Origin of the sequence: Streptomyces sp. AC555_RSS877, assembly GCF_019049245.1 — a bacterium.
In the GTDB taxonomy this organism is placed as follows: domain Bacteria; phylum Actinomycetota; class Actinomycetes; order Streptomycetales; family Streptomycetaceae; genus Streptomyces.
Window position 1 is genome coordinate 200,494 of record NZ_JAGMUK010000218.1, and the last position, 15,641, is coordinate 216,134.

At 70.8% G+C, this 15,641-nt stretch carries 18 protein-coding genes; 7 read left to right on the forward strand and 11 right to left on the reverse strand.

Annotated features, from left to right (window positions below):
• Positions 1 to 54 precede the first annotated feature (54 nt).
• Entirely contained in the window at positions 55 to 474 is a 420-nt protein-coding gene (locus tag KUM49_RS49545) for a helix-turn-helix domain-containing protein (RefSeq protein WP_217242706.1), read from the forward strand.
• 20 nt (positions 475 to 494) lie between these two features.
• Here KUM49_RS49545 and KUM49_RS44720 read toward each other — a convergent pair whose 3' ends face one another.
• The 3 genes from KUM49_RS44720 to KUM49_RS44730 all read right to left on the reverse strand — a co-directional run bounded on the left by KUM49_RS44720 (position 495) and on the right by KUM49_RS44730 (position 3,082).
• Complete coding sequence (locus KUM49_RS44720) at positions 495 to 1,097, reverse strand: ClpP family protease (protein ID WP_217242707.1); 603 nt, start codon at positions 1,095 to 1,097, stop codon at positions 495 to 497.
• Positions 1,098 to 1,099: 2 nt separating this feature from the next.
• Positions 1,100 to 1,738: an ATP-dependent Clp protease proteolytic subunit gene (locus KUM49_RS44725; protein ID WP_217242708.1), complete on the reverse strand. Its 639-nt coding sequence runs from the start codon at positions 1,736 to 1,738 to the stop codon at positions 1,100 to 1,102.
• Between the two features lie 132 nt (positions 1,739 to 1,870).
• Positions 1,871 to 3,082, reverse strand: coding sequence for an epoxide hydrolase family protein (locus KUM49_RS44730; RefSeq protein ID WP_217242709.1), 1,212 nt, complete (start codon positions 3,080 to 3,082; stop codon positions 1,871 to 1,873).
• A 124-nt stretch (positions 3,083 to 3,206) separates the two neighbouring features.
• Between KUM49_RS44730 and KUM49_RS44735 the strand changes: the two genes are divergently transcribed.
• Positions 3,207 to 3,689, forward strand: coding sequence for a VOC family protein (locus KUM49_RS44735; protein ID WP_217242710.1), 483 nt, complete (start codon positions 3,207 to 3,209; stop codon positions 3,687 to 3,689).
• A gap of 3 nt (positions 3,690 to 3,692) precedes the next feature.
• Here KUM49_RS44735 and KUM49_RS44740 read toward each other — a convergent pair whose 3' ends face one another.
• Positions 3,693 to 4,601 (reverse strand): SGNH/GDSL hydrolase family protein, encoded by a 909-nt coding sequence (locus KUM49_RS44740; RefSeq protein ID WP_217242711.1) that lies wholly within the window; start codon positions 4,599 to 4,601, stop codon positions 3,693 to 3,695.
• Positions 4,602 to 4,856: 255 nt separating this feature from the next.
• Here KUM49_RS44740 and KUM49_RS44745 point away from each other — a divergent pair, with 255 nt between their 5' ends.
• Both KUM49_RS44745 and KUM49_RS44750 read left to right on the forward strand, forming a co-directional pair.
• Positions 4,857 to 5,657, forward strand: a complete 801-nt coding sequence (locus tag KUM49_RS44745; protein ID WP_217242712.1) for a VOC family protein — start codon at positions 4,857 to 4,859, stop codon at positions 5,655 to 5,657.
• Between the two features lie 31 nt (positions 5,658 to 5,688).
• Positions 5,689 to 6,393 (forward strand): ribonuclease H, encoded by a 705-nt coding sequence (locus KUM49_RS44750; protein ID WP_217242713.1) that lies wholly within the window; start codon positions 5,689 to 5,691, stop codon positions 6,391 to 6,393.
• 13 nt (positions 6,394 to 6,406) lie between these two features.
• Here the strand turns inward: KUM49_RS44750 and KUM49_RS44755 are convergent, their stop codons facing one another.
• Entirely contained in the window at positions 6,407 to 6,859 is a 453-nt protein-coding gene (locus tag KUM49_RS44755; RefSeq protein ID WP_217242714.1) for an SRPBCC family protein, read from the reverse strand.
• 149 nt (positions 6,860 to 7,008) lie between these two features.
• Between KUM49_RS44755 and KUM49_RS44760 the strand changes: the two genes are divergently transcribed.
• Positions 7,009 to 8,226 (forward strand): FAD-dependent monooxygenase, encoded by a 1,218-nt coding sequence (locus tag KUM49_RS44760; protein ID WP_217242715.1) that lies wholly within the window; start codon positions 7,009 to 7,011, stop codon positions 8,224 to 8,226.
• A gap of 15 nt (positions 8,227 to 8,241) precedes the next feature.
• Here KUM49_RS44760 and KUM49_RS44765 read toward each other — a convergent pair whose 3' ends face one another.
• Positions 8,242 to 9,966 carry a cholesterol oxidase substrate-binding domain-containing protein gene (locus KUM49_RS44765; protein WP_217242716.1) on the reverse strand — a complete coding sequence of 575 codons (1,725 nt, stop codon included), beginning with the start codon at positions 9,964 to 9,966 and terminating at the stop codon, positions 8,242 to 8,244.
• Positions 9,967 to 10,101: 135 nt separating this feature from the next.
• Between KUM49_RS44765 and KUM49_RS44770 the strand changes: the two genes are divergently transcribed.
• The gene (locus KUM49_RS44770; RefSeq protein WP_217242717.1) at positions 10,102 to 11,085 is read left to right on the forward strand and encodes an aldo/keto reductase; all 984 of its coding nucleotides are present in this window, start codon (positions 10,102 to 10,104) and stop codon (positions 11,083 to 11,085) included.
• Positions 11,086 to 11,105: 20 nt separating this feature from the next.
• Here the strand turns inward: KUM49_RS44770 and KUM49_RS44775 are convergent, their stop codons facing one another.
• Both KUM49_RS44775 and KUM49_RS44780 read right to left on the reverse strand, forming a co-directional pair.
• Entirely contained in the window at positions 11,106 to 11,447 is a 342-nt protein-coding gene (locus tag KUM49_RS44775; RefSeq protein ID WP_217242718.1) for a hypothetical protein, read from the reverse strand.
• A gap of 393 nt (positions 11,448 to 11,840) precedes the next feature.
• Entirely contained in the window at positions 11,841 to 12,269 is a 429-nt protein-coding gene (locus KUM49_RS44780; protein WP_217242719.1) for a hypothetical protein, read from the reverse strand.
• Between the two features lie 153 nt (positions 12,270 to 12,422).
• Here KUM49_RS44780 and KUM49_RS44785 point away from each other — a divergent pair, with 153 nt between their 5' ends.
• Positions 12,423 to 12,923 (forward strand): DUF6328 family protein, encoded by a 501-nt coding sequence (locus KUM49_RS44785; protein WP_217242720.1) that lies wholly within the window; start codon positions 12,423 to 12,425, stop codon positions 12,921 to 12,923.
• 51 nt (positions 12,924 to 12,974) lie between these two features.
• Here KUM49_RS44785 and KUM49_RS44790 read toward each other — a convergent pair whose 3' ends face one another.
• The 3 genes from KUM49_RS44790 to KUM49_RS44800 form a co-directional block, all read right to left on the reverse strand.
• Positions 12,975 to 13,400, reverse strand: a complete 426-nt coding sequence (locus KUM49_RS44790) for an SsgA family sporulation/cell division regulator (RefSeq protein ID WP_217242721.1) — start codon at positions 13,398 to 13,400, stop codon at positions 12,975 to 12,977.
• Between the two features lie 62 nt (positions 13,401 to 13,462).
• Positions 13,463 to 14,494, reverse strand: a complete 1,032-nt coding sequence (locus KUM49_RS44795) for a hypothetical protein (protein ID WP_217242722.1) — start codon at positions 14,492 to 14,494, stop codon at positions 13,463 to 13,465.
• Between the two features lie 93 nt (positions 14,495 to 14,587).
• Complete coding sequence (locus KUM49_RS44800) at positions 14,588 to 15,559, reverse strand: LLM class F420-dependent oxidoreductase (RefSeq protein WP_217242723.1); 972 nt, start codon at positions 15,557 to 15,559, stop codon at positions 14,588 to 14,590.
• Positions 15,560 to 15,641 lie beyond the last annotated feature (82 nt).

The following is a 15,641-nucleotide window of genomic DNA, read 5'->3' on the forward strand; positions in this document are numbered from 1 at the left end:
CAGGGCGGAATGCCGATGTCTTCCCCTGAGGCGCGGGAAACCTAACCTGAGAAGGTGAGCAGCCAAGCGCCGAACCAAGCCCGCGTGATCCCCCTGCGCCCGCCCTCCGCGCGCCCCGGGACCGCCCGCCCCGTGTCCGAACGTCCCGCCACCGCCCCGCCGGAGCCCCCAGCCAGGGAACCCCTCTGGCGGGACCTGGTCGGTGACGTCCTGCGTCGCGAGCGCCTGGCGCAGGAGCGCACGCTCAAGGATGTCGCCGACGCGGCCCGGATCTCCATGCCGTACCTCTCGGAGGTGGAGCGCGGCCGCAAGGAGGCCTCCTCGGAGGTCCTCGCGGCCGCCGCCCACGCCCTCGGCTTCGGCCTCGGCGACCTGCTGTCGCTGGCGCAGGGCGAGCTCACCCGGCGGGCCCGGCCCGCCAGGAGCCACGGCCGCTCGACCGCGCCGTACGACGGGCTCTGCCTGGCCGCCTGACGGCCCCGCCGGCCGGCGCCTCAGACCGCCACGAGGCGCCGGCTCACCACTTCGTCGGCCAGCCCGTACGCCACGGCCTCCTCTGCGGTGAACACCTTGTCGCGGTCCATGTCCGCGCGCAGCGTCGCGACGTCGTGGTGTGTGTGGCGGGCCAGTACCTCCTCCACCTGGGAGCGGATCCGCACCATCTCCTTGGCCTGGAGGGCGAGATCGGTCACGGTGCCCTGCCGTCCCCCGCTGGCCGGCTGCCCGAGCAGCACTCGCGCGTGCTCGAGGACGAACCGCCGCCCGGGGTCCCCTCCGGCCAGCAGGACGGCCGCCGTGGAGGCCGCCTGTCCGACACAGAACGTCGAGATCGGCGCCTGTACGTACGTCATGGTGTCGTAGATCGCCATCAGTGAAGTGAACGATCCGCCGGGGGAGTTGATGTAGATCGCGATCTCGTTCTCGGGGGCCGCCGACTCCAGGTGGAGGAGTTGGGCGATGACGACATTGGCGACGCCGTCGTCGATCTCGGTGCCGAGGAAGATGATCCGCTCCGACAGCAGCCGGCTGAACACGTCGTACGACCGCTCGCCCTGCGGGGTCCGCTCGACGACGTTCGGAATCGTGTAGCTCCCCATGGTCACAGCCCCATCCGTCGCTTCGAGGCCGCCGGGCGGACATCCGCGAGGGACTCCACGACCCGGTCGACCATGCCGTACTCCTGGGCCTGTTCGGCCGTGAACCAGCGGTCGCGGTCACCGTCCCGCGAGATCGTTTCCGGGCTCTGTCCGGTGTGCTCGGCGGTGATCTGCTCGATGGTCCGCTTGGTGTGCTCCAGGTTCTCCGCCTGGATCTCGATGTCCGCGGTGGTGCCGCCGATGCCGGCCGACGGCTGATGCATCATGATCCGCGCATGGGGAAGCGCGTACCGCTTGCCGGGCGCGCCCACACTGAGCAGGAACTGGCCCATGCTGGCGGCGAAGCCCATCGCGAGCGTGGAGACGTCGTTCGGGATGAGCCGCATGGTGTCGTAGATGGCGAGCCCCGCGTGGACGGATCCGCCCGGGCTGTTGACGTACAGGCTGATGTCGGTGCGCGGGTCCTCCGCGGACAGGATCAGCAGCTGGGCGCAGATCCGGTTCGCGGAGACCTCGTCGACCTGGGTCCCCAGCAGGACGATGCGCTGCGCGAGCAACTGGGCGGCCAGGTGGTCGTCGAAGCGTGTGGGCGAGGTGTCGCCCTCCCCGGCCCGGGGCGCGAGGGTGGGAAGTGGAGTCATCGGTTCTCCTCGTGGTGGCGGGGATGCCGTCGACTCCACTCTTGACCGCGGACGGTGCCGGGACGCTGATTCTCTGCCCGTGGCAGATTCGCTGGGAGCAGAGGGCCAGAGCGGGCGGTCAGCCCTCCCGCGTCAGCCCACACCCTTCTCGCGCAACTGCCGGAAGAAGCCGCGCACATCGTCCACCAGCAGGTCGGGCTCCTCCATCGCCGCGAAGTGTCCGCCCCGGTCGAGCTCCGTCCATCGCACGATGTTCTCCGTCAGCTCCGCCTTGTGGCGCAGCGGGATCTGCGGGTCGCCCGGGAAGGACGCCACCGCGGTCGGGGCGGTCGAGGGTTCGTCCGGAGCGGCGATCCGTTCCCCTCGGGCGTGCGCCCGCTCGTAGTAGACCCGGGCGGACGAACCCGCCGTCCCCGTCAGCCAGTACAGCATCACGTTCGTGAGCATCAGGTCCCGGTCGACGGCCTCCTCGGGAAGCTCCTCGGAGTCCGTCCACTCCCGGAACTTCTCGACGATCCAGGCGAGTTGGCCGACCGGCGAGTCCGCCAGCGCGTACGAGAGGGTCTGCGGCCGGGTGGACTGCACGTGGAAGTAGCCCGTCCCGTCCCGGAACCACTCGGCCCACCGGCGCCACGAGGTGAGCGTGCGCTCCCGCTCCTCGGGGCTCAGCGCCGCCAGCTCCTCGGAGGTCGGCTCGGTGGCCGCCTGTGCGCCGGGCAGCAGGTTGAGGTGGATGCCGATGACGCGGTCCGGGTGCACGCGGCCCAGCTCGCGGGAGATGGCGGCGCCCCAGTCGCCGCCCTGCGCCCCGAAGCGTTTGTAGCCGAGGCGGGCCATCAGCTCGACCCAGGCGTCGGCGATCCGGCGCGCCTCCCAGCCGGTCTCCCGGGTGGGCCCGGAGAACCCGAAGCCGGGAATGCTCGGGAGCACGAGGTGGAAGGCGTCGGCGGGGTCACCGCCGTGTGCGGCCGGGTCCGTCAGCGGTCCGGCGATCTCGAGGAATTCGACGATCGAGCCCGGCCAGCCGTGCGTGATGACGAGCGGGGTGGCGTCGGGCTCGGGAGAGCGGATGTGTGCGAAGTGGACGTGCGCGCCGTCGATCTCGGTGGTGAACTGCGGCCACGCGTTCAGCCGCGCCTCGGCCGCCCGCCAGTCGTACTCGTGCCGCCAGTGACGCACCAGCTCACGCAGGTAGTCCGACGGGACGCCGTACGCCCAGCCCACCCCCGGCAGCTCGTCCGGCCAGCGGGTGCGGTCGAGACGGTCGTGCAGACCGTCGAGATCGCTCTGCGGGATGTCGATGCGGAAGGGCTGGATGCCCCTGGGGTCGGGCGATGACGTCATGGCCGCGATGCTAGTTCCGAACGGTGTAGAGGCCACCTGGATCAATGGGGCCTGCGGCCGATGAATTCCGGGGCGAGGGTCGGTCGATACAGGTGACCGTGTTCCACGCGCCCAGGAGGTACGCATGACCACCGACGGACTCACCACGTGTCTCTGGTTCGACGGCCAGGCCGAGGAGGCCGCCCACTACTACGTCTCGGTCTTCAAGAACTCCAGCATCGGCAAGATCGCGCGCTACCCCGAGGGCGCGCCCCAGCCTGCCGGCAGCGTCCTGACCGTCGAGTTCACGGCCAACGGCCACAAGTTCCTCGCGCTCAACGGCGGCCCCCAGTTCACGTTCACCGAGGCGGTCTCCTTCATGATCTTCTGCCAGACCCAGGAGGAGGTCGACCACTACTGGACCAAGCTCACCGAGGGTGGCGGCGAGCCCGGCCCCTGCGGCTGGCTGAAAGACAGGTACGGCCTGTCCTGGCAGGTCGTCCCCGACCGCCTCATCGAGCTGACCACCGACCCGGACCGGGAGAAGGCCGCCCGCGCCACCCAGGCCATGATGGAGATGGGCAAGATCGACATCGCGGCCCTGGAGAAGGCGGCCGCGGGCGGGTGACCCCTAATCGCGGAGGCTCTCGCCGACCACCCGCGTGATCTCCCGGGCGATGCGCAGGATGCCGGGGGAGCGGACCGGGCAGGGCTTCGGCGTGGCCGTCGTGGGGGCCAGGCAGAAGTGCAGGGGGTCCTTGTCGAGGTGGAGGGCGGTGCGGTCCCGGCCGGGCTGGGTGCAGTAGTCCGGGTGGTCGTGCTCGTAGGCGGTGCACGGCAGGTACTGGACCCAGGTCTGGCGGGCACCGGCGGGGCTGACCGTCTTGCCGGCGTCGGCGACGAGGTCGCCCGAGGCGGCGGCCCGCTCCTGGTAGATGCCGTTCACGCGCCGGACCCGGTCGGGGGTCATCGGGTCCGGGCCCTGCTGCACCCACACGATCCTCGGCCGCTTCGATCCGCCGGCCGCCGCGATCTGCTCGGTGAGCCGCTTCACGTCGGCGGCGTACCGCTCGAAGTACTCGGTGGGTGAGGCGTTGTGCGTGATGCCGTCCATACACCAGGTGTAGCCCCAGGCGTTGCCCCAGAACTGCAGTACCACGATGTCCGGGCGCAGCGACCGCACCAGGACGGCCGCCTTGTCCCGGTCCGGTACGAGCGACCGCGCCTTCGTCCCCTCCAGGTAGTCGCACACCGTGGTCCCCGAATAGGGGGCACTCGTGTACTTCGCGCCCAGGTCACGTTCCAGCTCCTGCCCGAGCACCCGCTGGTTCTCCATCGCGAGGGAGTCGCCGAGGTACAGCACGGTGGACGCCTTGACCGGGGCACGCGGCGAGGCGGCCGGCCGTCGGTACTCGGTGGAGGGGGACGAGGCCGGTACGTCGGGGGAGGGCGGAGCGTCCTCCGGACCGGACGACGGATCCGTGCACGCACCGAGCAGCAGCCCGACGAGCAGTACCCCCACGACCCACACCCTGCGCATGCGACAACTCCCGCCCCGGCCGGCGAAACGGCTCCCCAGGCAAGCACAGCCGGGCTCGGGGCGGAAGACCTGAGACCGGCCAAGACCACGACCGTGGACGACGCCGCCGTGCACGCGGCGTGACCGAAGCCGATCCTCCTTGACGCCGCGAAGGGGACCTGACCGTTCGACGCGCGGTCGGGCGGACAGATGGCTAGCGTGAGGAAGCGGACCACCGGAAACGGACCACCCACCGAGTCGGAGAGGGCCGCGGACATGGCCGTACAACCTGAGGGAACACCCTGTTGGGCCGATGCGATGTTCAGCGACGTCGAGGGAGCCAAGAGCTTCTACGGCGACGTCCTGGGCTGGACCTTCGGCGAGACGTCGTCGGAGTACGGCAACTACACCCAGGCCTACGTGAACGGCAAGGCCGTCGCCGCCGTCGTACCGCCGATGCCCGGCCAGGAGGGGCAGTCGCAGTGGTGCCTGTACTTCGCGTCGCCGGACGCCGCGGCCACCGCCGGCAAGATCCGTGAGAACGGCGGCGAGGTGGTGATGGAGCCGATGCAGGTCGGCGACTTCGGCACCATGTGCCTGGGCCGCGACCCGAGCGGAGTCGTCTTCGGCGTGTGGCAGGCCGGCGTCCACGAGGGGTTCGAGGCGCCGCCCGAGCAGGTCGGCGCGTTCTGCTGGGCCGAGGTCTTCACACGTGAGTCCGAGAAGTCGGACGTGTTCTTCCCGGCCGTCTTCCCGTACACCGCGAAGCAGATGCAGGACGAGGGAGTCGACTTCCGCCTGTTCGAGGTCGACGGCAACACGGTCCTGGGCCGCATGAAGATGACCGACGAGTTCCCGCCCGAGGTGTCGCCGTACATCAACGTCTACTTCAACGTCGAGGACTGTGACGACGCCGTCGCCAAAGCCACCAAGCTCGGCGGGGTTCTCCGGTTCGGCCCGATGGACAGCCCGTTCGGGCGCTTCGCCGCCCTCAGCGACCCGCAGGGCGCGAACTTCTCGGTGATCGACGTGACGACCACTTCGGGAGAGATGCCGCAGGTCTCGGACGTGTCCTGAACGGCGTCCGGACGCCCCGCGCGGCCATGGCATGATCGAGCGCATGCGTGAACGTGTTGTGGCCGCGTGCGACGGGGCTTCGAAGGGAAATCCGGGACCGGCGGCCTGGGCGTGGGTGGTCGCGGACGATGTGGAGTCCCCGGCCCGCTGGGAGGCGGGGCCGCTCGGCAAGGCCACCAACAACGTCGCCGAACTGACCGCCCTGGAACGCCTGTTGGCCTCGACGGACCCGAACGTACCGATCGAGATCCGGATGGACTCGCAGTACGCGATGAAGGCCGTCACCACCTGGCTGCCCGGCTGGAAGCGCAACGGCTGGAAGACCTCGGCCGGCAAACCGGTCGCCAACCAGGACCTCGTCGTACGTATCGACGAACTGCTGGAGGGCCGCTCGGTCGAGTTCCGCTATGTGCCGGCTCACCAGGTCGACGGCGACCCGCTCAACGACTTCGCCGACCGCGCCGCGAGCCAGGCGGCGATCGTGCAGGAGCCCGCGGGCAGTGGTCTCGGTTCGCCGGAGCCGCCGCCCGCACCGGACGCGCCTGCGGCCCGCACTCCGCGTAAGCGGTCCGGCGGTGGCAAGGCGTCCGGCGGGAGCGGCGGCTCCGCACGGACCATCAAGGCGAAGTTCCCCGGCCGCTGCGTCTGCGGACGCTCGTACGCGGCGGGGGAACCCATCGCCAAGAACGATCAGGGCTGGGGCCATCCGGAGTGCCGCACGGCGGCAGCCGGATAGCGCGCGGCGGCGGTCACAGCACCGCGCCGCGCCATTCCCCGGTCTCCTGTCCGCGCTCCTCGATGAACTTCTTGAAGCGCTCCAGGTCACCCTTGGTCTGCCGCTTCACGAACCCGAGCTTGTCGCCGACCTTCTCGGTGACGGTGTCCGGATGGAAGTCCATCTGAAGCATCACCTTGGTGTGCTGGTCGTCGAGCCGGTGGAACGTCACCGCACCGGCCTGCTTGGCCTCGCCGCCGATCGTGGTCCAGGCGACCCGCTCGTCCGGGATCTGCTCGGTGATCTCCGCGTCGAACTCCCGGTGTACGCCGTTCACACTGGTCACCCAGTGCGTGAGCGTGTCCGTGCGCTGCTCGATGCGCTCCACACCGTTCATGAACTCGGGGAACGTCTCGAACTGGGTCCACTGGTTGTAGGCCGTGTGCACGGGGACACCGACCTCGATGGATTCCTCGACCTGCGACACAGGTCATCGCCTCCTTCGTCTCGTCGGGTTGAAGGGCGCGAGTACCCGTGACCTGCGGAGCAAACCCCGCACCGGCGGCGTCAGTCGGCGCCGAACGCGTGACCTGCTACTCTGCGTTGCCCATCGACAGCGTTGGGTAACATCTAGGGGTGCGTGTGAAGGTCGCCTGCGTCGGCGGCGGGCCCGCCGGCCTGTATCTCTCGATCCTGCTGAAACGACGGGACCCGTCCCACGACATCACCGTCCACGAACGCGACCCGGAGGGCTCGACCTACGGCTGGGGCGTGACTTATTGGCGTGGACTGCTGGACAGACTTCATGAGTGCGACCCCGAGTCGGCCCGCGCCGTGGAGGAGCACTCGGTCCGCTGGAGCGAAGGCGTCGCCCACGTACGGGACCTGGCGGCCCGTCACAAGGGCGACGAGGCCTTCGGCATCGGCCGCCACCGCCTGCTGGAGATCCTCGCCGACCGCGCCCGTTCCCTGGGGGTCCGGCTGGAGTTCGAACACGAGATCACCGAGGACAACCTCCCCGACGCCGACCTGGTGGTGGCGGCCGACGGGGTGCACAGCGCGCTCCGCACCGGCCGTGCCGACCACTTCGGCTCACGGGTCAGCACCGGCCGCAACCGGTACATCTGGCTCGGCACCACCAAGGTCTTCGACGCCTTCACCTTCGCGTTCGTCGAGACCGACCACGGCTGGATCTGGTGTTACGGCTACGCCTTCGGCCCCGAGCACAGCACCTGTGTCGTCGAGTGCGGGCCTGAGACCTGGACCGGTCTCGGCCTCGACGAGGCGCACGAGTCCGACGGCGTGGCCCTTCTGGAAAAGCTCTTCGCCCACGTACTGGACGGCCACCCCCTGATCGGGCGCTCCGCGGGCCGGGCCGGCGCCCAGTGGCTGAACTTCCGCACCCTGACCCACCGCACCTGGCACCACGACAACGTCGTCCTGCTCGGCGACGCGGCCCACAGCACGCACTACTCCGTCGGCGCCGGCACCACCCTCGCCCTGGAGGACGCCGTCGCCCTGGCCGACGCCCTCGGCGACCACGCGTCTCTCCCGCACGCCCTCACGCACTACGAGCGGCGGCGCAAGTCCGAGCTCCTGGCCGTCCAGAGCGCGGCCCGCTACAGCGCCCGGTGGTACGAGAACCTGCCACGCTACATCCATCTGCCACCGGACCAGATGTTCGCCCTGCTCGGCCAGCGCCACTCGCCCCTGCTGCCCTACGTCCCGCCCCAGCTGTACTACCGGATCGACAGGGCCGCCGGACAACTGGAGGCACTGCGCCGGTTCAAGCGCTGGCTCGGCCCCAAGGTGGCGCGGACCGTTCACGCGAGGGCGCTGGCGTCGCGCGAGTGACCCCGCCGCGGAGCCTCATCGGAACAGCCGGTCGAGGAAGCCGTTCCCGAAGACGCGGTGCGGGTCGAGCCGGTCCAGCGTGCCGGCCGCCTGCCCCCACACGCTCTCGCCGAACGAGGCGGGCACGACCGACCCCAGCACCTCCTCGTCGCTCCACACGGCCTCGTCCGTGTACGCCCACCCCTTGGACCACTCGACCCGGGTGAGAGCGTGCCCGCCGTCGTAGGTGCCCAGCAGGAACCGTTCGATCTCGCGCAGGAACATCTCCGCGTACGGCGTGCCGGGCAGCGTCAGCACGTCCAGCCAGACGGCCGTGTCCCATTCCGGGTGCTCCTCGCTCGGCCGCAGCGCCGACAGCAGCGGGGTACGGGCGCCGTCCAGTTCGGCCTCGGCCGGCTCGTCGAGACCGGTCACCCGGATCTCGACGGTGCCGTTGACGGGGAAGCGGCCCCGGGCCGCGTACGCCGCCAGCCGCTCCCGGTAGTAGGAGGTGAACTCGGCGAGGACACGCTGCACCTGGTCCCGGGAGGTGAGCACCGCGTAGCCGTTCGCCGTCACCCGGAGCGTGGTGGGCTTCAGATACAGCAGCGTGTTCTTGGAGGGTCCCCAGATGTCGGCGGACAGTGTGGTCACGAGCCCGAGCGCCGCCGCGTCGTACTGCGCGTTGCCGAGCACCGGCGCCAGATACCAGGCCGCGTCCGAGACCATCCGCCCGGCCAGGTCCGCCACGGGTCTCGGGACGTTGTCGGAGAACGGGTAGTTGTACGGCGACGTCACTCGCCGCGAGGTGAGCGGTCTGGTGGGGGAGACGCTCCACACCTTCAGCCACGGGAACTCCGTGAAGGCGAACCAGATCGCCTCGACCCGCCCGGACTCCTCCAGGAAGCTCGCGAACGTCCGGCCGTCCTGCCCGGGTGCCGCGAACAACTCGCCCGCCGGGATGTCCACCCGGCTCACACACCGCAGGTTGGTGTTCGCCCCCACCCGCAGCACCACCTCGGTGACCAGGGCCCGCCCGAGATGGGTGAGGAGCGCGGCGCAGTCCGCCTCGTCGCGGCGGAACGTCCGCAGCACGTAGGCACCGCTGCCCTCGTCCCACACCACCGCCGTCAGCGACAGCACCCGATTGCTCAGCGATCCGTAGGTCTGCCCGGGCAGCCGCCGTTCGCCCTCGGCCGGTACGGCGGTGCCGTGCGCGTCGACGGCCAGCGCTCCACCGAGCGTGAGGTCGCCGGGAGCGGGCGCGGCCGTGACACCGAGGCCGCGCTCCTCCAGATAGGTGAGCAGCGCCTCCAGCGTGACGCCCGTACCGGCCCGGACGGACGAGGCGGACTCCAGGGCCAGGCCGGTGAGATGGGAGGCGGTGTCGACGAGAAGGACCCGTGCGTCCGTCGCCGTCCCCTCCGTGACGGTCAGCGGCGACCAGCCGTGCGAGGAACCCCGGGCGCGTACCGTCCAGCCGTGCAGCCGGGCCCAGTTGACGACGGCGACCGCCTGCCGGCCGTCCTTGGGCGCGCAGGCCCACAGTCCGTCGGCGGTGATCTCGCCGACCCAGTTCCGGTACGCCGAGCGGTAGAGGGCGACGCCGGCCGGGAAGTCCGGCAACTCCTCGGCCGCGACCGCCGGATCGGCGGCCACCAGGACGGGTACGGCGGCCAGGGCGGCGGCGGAGCGGAGGAAGCCGCGTCGGGTCCATGACGAGTCTTGCGATGAGCAGTTGCCTACTGAACGATCAGTCACATGGTCACGCTAGGCGCCGGTTGACACGTGCATGCCTTCCACTTGATCCCATCACTCGTTCGGGTGAAAGATGCACAGGTGGCGGGCCGGAGCGGCCGGTTCCGCACGGGTGGCCGCGGGTGACAGACTGACGCCATGGACGAGCGCACATTCGGCAGGTCGCAACAGCACGCATCCGTCATCGGTCTCGGCACCTGGCAGCTCGGTGCGGACTGGGGAGACGTCGACGACAAGGAAGCCCTCACGGTTCTGGAGGCGGCGGCAGAGTCCGGGGTCACCTTCTTCGACACGGCCGACGTGTACGGCGACGGGCGCAGCGAGCAGACCATCGCCGCCTTCCTGAGCGGCCGGCCCGACCTGCACGTGCTGGTCGCGACGAAGATGGGCCGCCGCGTCGACCAGATCCCGGAGAACTACGTCCTGGACAACTTCCGGGCGTGGAACGACCGTTCCCGGCGCAACCTCGGCGTCGACCGCATCGACCTGGTCCAGCTGCACTGCCCGCCCACGCCCGTCTACTCCACGGACGAGGTGTTCGACGCCCTGGACACCCTGGTCGAGGAGGAGCGTGTCGCCGCCTACGGCGTCAGCGTCGAGACCTGCCAGGAGGCGCTGACCGCGATCGCCCGGCCGGGCGTGGCCAGCGTCCAGATCATCCTGAACCCGTTCCGCATGAAGCCCCTCGTCGAGGTGCTGCCCGCGGCCCGGGAGGCCGGCGTCGGCATCATCGCCCGCGTCCCGCTCGCCTCGGGTCTGCTGTCCGGCAAGTACACCAAGGACACCGTCTTCCCCGAGAACGACCACCGCACCTACAACCGGCACGGCGAGTCCTTCGACCAGGGCGAGACCTTCTCCGGCGTGGACTACGCGACCGGCGTCGAGGCGGCCGCCGAGTTCGCCGCGCTCGCCCCCGAGGGGTACACCGCGGCCCAGCTGGCGCTGCGCTGGATCGTGCAGCAGCCCGGCGTGACCAGCGTGATCCCCGGCGCCCGCTCGCCCGAGCAGGCCCGCGCCAACGCGGCCGCCGCGAAGCTGCCCGAGCTGCCGGAGGCGACGCTCACCGCGATCCGCGAACTGTACGACCGGCGGATCAAGGACCAGGTGGAAGGCCGCTGGTAGGTCCCCGGCCCCCGTACCGGTCAGGGTGTGAGGAGCAGCTGGCGTTCCCGCTCCTGGTCGCCCGACGAGACTCCCTGGTCCTGCGCGGAGAAGGCGCGGGCCAGGGTGTCGCTCGCCTTCTCGACGGCTTCCGGCGTGCCCTGCACGGTGACCGTGACCGGCGCGGACAGATGTCCGGCGCTCCCCTGAGAGGGCCCTGCCCCGCCGGCGGCGAACGTGGCCGTGTGGACCGTGGCGTTCGTGTCGGTCGGCAGCTCGTCGGGGGCGCCGAAAGCGGGCTCCAGGGCGCGTACGACCTTCTGCGCGTCGTCGGCGCTGCCGCCGGAGAGTGTGACAGTGAGTTCGGTGCCGGGCGTGGTCAACGGGACTCCTCGAATGGTCGGCGTCGGGGGCGGACGGGACGGCTGATGCGGGTGCACCGCGCGTCCACGGGCCGCTCGTGCTCCGTGTAACCGCCCGGTGATCGCTGAAACAGCCCCTGTCGCACCGGCCACCGACGCTGAGAGAAGGCCACCCTTCGGAGAGAACCGGTCCCTACGAGGGAGCCGCGGCTCGTAGGAGGCGGCCTCAAGGGGGCCCTTGAGAGGGGCGGCTCCTCAGAAGGAGCCGCCCCTGAGGGCGGCGGCCTCAAGGGGGCCGGCTCCCAGGACAGCGGCCCCCAGGGGGAGCCGTGCCAACGGCAGAGCCCCCAGGGAGAGCCGCACTCAAGGGCAGCGGCCCCTCGGAGGGGGCCGCTGCCTCACAGGTGCCGCGGCTCAGATGCGGCCGCCGGTCAGGCGGGTGACCGGACCGTAGGTGTGGCGCTCCGCCCGGCGGCCCGCCGCGAAGGACGCGGCGCCCAGCGCGGTCAGGCCGGCGCCGACACCCGCGGCGACCAGCTTGCGGTGGCTGAGCACCGTCCATGCCGTCTTCGCGCCGGCCGCGACCTGTCCCGACGCCGAGACGATCGCCTGGCGGCTCACTTCGACGCTCTTGGCCGCGGTGTGTGCGGCCGCGCTCGTCGCGTCGGCCGCGCGCTGCGCGCCGACCTTCGCGGCCGACGCCGCCTCGTCGGTCTTCGTGGCCGCGGCCCGGGCGGTCCCCGTGGCCGGGGCCGTCGCCTTGTCCGCGGTCTGCCGGGCCTTGGAGGCGGCGGCCGAAGCGGTTGCTGTCTTCTTGCTCGTGTCCTTGTCCGATTCCGTCATGGGATCCGCATTGCCGTTCGACTCCATCGCAAACACGTTCCGTCACGTCCCGTTTCTCTCGATACCGCCACAGGCGGACGGTCGGTCAGAAACGCGCGAAACAGGGAACACGGTGCTCAGGACGTAGCGCGGTTCGATCGGCGGGGAGGAAGCTTGTCGGCCACCGAAGGCGAAGCAGCCAGGCACAAGACGGGACGCAACGAGACCGAGGAGGAAAGAGCCGACAGGAAGTGGGCGGAACTCATCCAGGAAGTCAGGGTCGCCCAGACGGGCGTGCAGATCCTGTTCGGCTTCCTGCTCACCGTCGTGTTCACCCCGAAGTACGCGGACCTGACGGACACCGACAAGACCATCTACATCGTGACCGTCGTCCTGGGCGCCGCCGCCACCGGCGCGCTCATCGGCCCGGTCTCCCTGCACCGCCTGGTGTCCGGGCGCAGGGTCAAACCGCAGGCGGTCGAGGCGGCCTCCCGGCTGACGTTCGTCGGCCTGGTGCTGCTGCTCGCCACCATGACGGCCGCGCTCCTGCTGATCCTGCGGGTCGCGACCCACGACGGGTACGTCCCCTGGCTGGTCGCGGGCGTGGTCGCCTGGTACTTGGTGTGCTGGTTCGTCGTACCGCTGCTGACCCGGCGGCGCAACACGACGCAGTGACGCCGGCCCACCCGTGCGCCCGAGCGGCACCGGCCGACTCGGGCGCACGGGTCAGCCGCCCGCGATGACCTCCTGCAGGAAGTCGTCGATCCGGACCTCTTCCCGTCCCGGCGCCACGACCTCGCGGGTCTCCCGCAGGAAGGTCGCGATGGCCGGAGCCCACGCGAAGACCACCGCACGCTGGCGGCCCCCGTCGGGCCGGGCGTCGCCGAGGAACTCCATGCACAGCTCCTCCCACACCCCGGTCGAGACGGGACCCATGCGGACGTCGCCCACCCCGACCGGGCGGCTCAGTCCGGCCATGAGCATCTCCCGGTCCAGCCGCCACCGCGCCAGGACCCGGCCGTCATGGCTGAACACCACGGTGACGGCGAACGGGTCCGCCGCGTCGTAGCTCAGATGGGCGAGCACGGGGAAACGCTCCGTGCCGCCCGTCTGGAGCTGCACGACGAGGGTCTTGTGCACGAAGGAGTTCACGAGGGGGCCTCCGAAAGGAACAGTCGTAGAGCCCTCTAGTACCCCCGTCCCGCACAAGATGCTCAGCCTTCCGGGTGATTCCCCCGCGCCCCGCGAAGGGCCGTGATGGCAGTGGCGATGGCGTTCTGGAGATCCTCCAGCCGCTGGACCATGTCGTCCTCGTAGAAGTCCTGGGCATCGTCGAAGGTGAGTTCCTCGAACACCCGGGTGGCCTTCTGCAGGCTGCTGTAGAACTTCGTCCGCCGTTCCTGGACGCGCAGTTCGGGGTCGGCCTCCACGGCCTCGACGACGAGCGACTTCATGGTGTCGTACGCCTCGGTCGCCCACTCGCCGGTGTCCTCGTCCTCCTCCAGTTCGTCCAGGAGGGACAGATGCCGCTCGGCCTCCTGGCGCAGGTCGACGGGCGCGTCGATGGTCTGGCCGGCGGGGGTCTTGACCTGCCCGGACTCGGCGATCTGGCGCACGTAACCGATCCGGTCGGCGGACCGGCTCTCGGTGGCGACGGCCTTCTTGAGGTCGTCGGTGCGGACGACGTCACGCGCCAACTCGGCCTGCAGTTCGGGGTCTTCCCGCATCCGGTCGAGGAGTGCGCTGCGGGCCGCGCGGGCGGTGGAGGGGTCGGCTAGGATCGCGGCCCGCAGCGCGGTCGGGTTCTCGGCGACCTCCAGCGCCTTGGTGGGGCGGATGCCCTCGGCCTCGGCGGCCTCCGCGATGGCCGTACCGCGCTCGGAGGTCGCACTGCTGCGGGAGACGTAGTAGCCGAGCCACACGTCCGCGTCCGGCAGTTCCACCTCCTGACCCGGTGCCAGCGCCTCGAAATGCGGGACGAGGCCGTCGTCGGCGGCCCGGTCCCACGCCTTGTAGTAGCGCATGACGCGCTCGGGCGAGCAGCCCGCGAGTTCGGCGAACTCCTTCGCCGACACCTTCGGTGTCTCGTCCGCGCCCTGGCCGCCGGGCCGGACGCTGCGCGCCACCATCAGACCGAAGGCCCAGCCTCCCGTCCGCGCGTAGACGCCGAACTCGCGCGCGTCCCGCGCCACGAGGTCGGACAGGGGCACGGGGGACGTCTCGGACGGGACGATCGCAAGGGTCACGGGTCATTCTCCTGGGCAGGCTGGTCGGACCGCACACGGTGCAGGCGGAAGCCTATGGCACCCGCGGGCGCCGCCGGGGCGGCCCGGGCCCGCTCAGTCGAACGCGTCGTGCAGCGCCGGCAGCAGGGTCTTCTCCGCCCAGTCGAGATACGCGGGCTGCGAGTCCCCGCCGATCTGCACCAGCGCGATCTCGGTGAAACCGGCCTCGGCGTACGGCCGTACCGCCTCGACGAAGTCCTCCGGGTCGTCGCCGCACGGGATGGAGGCGGCGACGTCGTCGGGCTTGACGAACTGCGTGGCCGACTCGAAGGCATCGGGGTGCGGCAGCTCGGAGTTGACCTTCCAGCCGTTGCCGAACCAGCGGAACTGGGCGTGGGCGCGCTTGACCGCCGTGTCCCGGTCGGGGTCGTAGCAGACCGGCAGTTGGCCCACGCGCGGCTTGCCGGCGCCGCCGTGCTGGTCGAAGGCGTCGAGGAGCCCCGCCTTGGGCTCGGTGGCGATGACCAGGTCGGCCAGCCGGCCCGCGAGGGAGCAGGACCGCTCGCCGGAGACGGCGACGCCGATCGGCGGCGGCTGGTCGGGCAGATCCCACAGCCGGGCCGACTCGACGTCGAAATGCGTCCCCCGATGGTTCACATGGCCGCCCTTGAAGAGCGCGCGGATGATCTCCACCGCTTCTTCGAGCATCTCGTGCCGTACGTCGACGGCCGGCCAACCGCCGCCGACCACGTGTTCGTTGAGGTTCTCGCCCGAACCGAGACCCAGCCGGAACCGGCCCTCCGACAGCAGTTGCATCGTCGCCGCCTTCTGCGCGACGACCGCCGGGTGGTACCGGACGGTGGGACAGGTGACGTACGTCATCAAGGGGATGCGTGAGGTCGCCTGGGCGGCCGCGCCCAGCACACTCCACGCGTACGGGGAGTGACCCTGTGAGCGCAGCCACGGGAAGTAGTGGTCCGAGGTCACCGAGAAGTCGTAACCCACCTCCTCGGCCCGTACCACGTGGTCGACGAGCTCACGGGGGCCGGCCTGCTCGGTCATCATCGTGTATCCGATTTGCACCATAAGAGCCGGGTCCCCTGTGAGGGGCGGGGGAAACGGGCCGATGGGGCCTCTCGATGACGGCCGGGGATCGGGAGAGGATGCC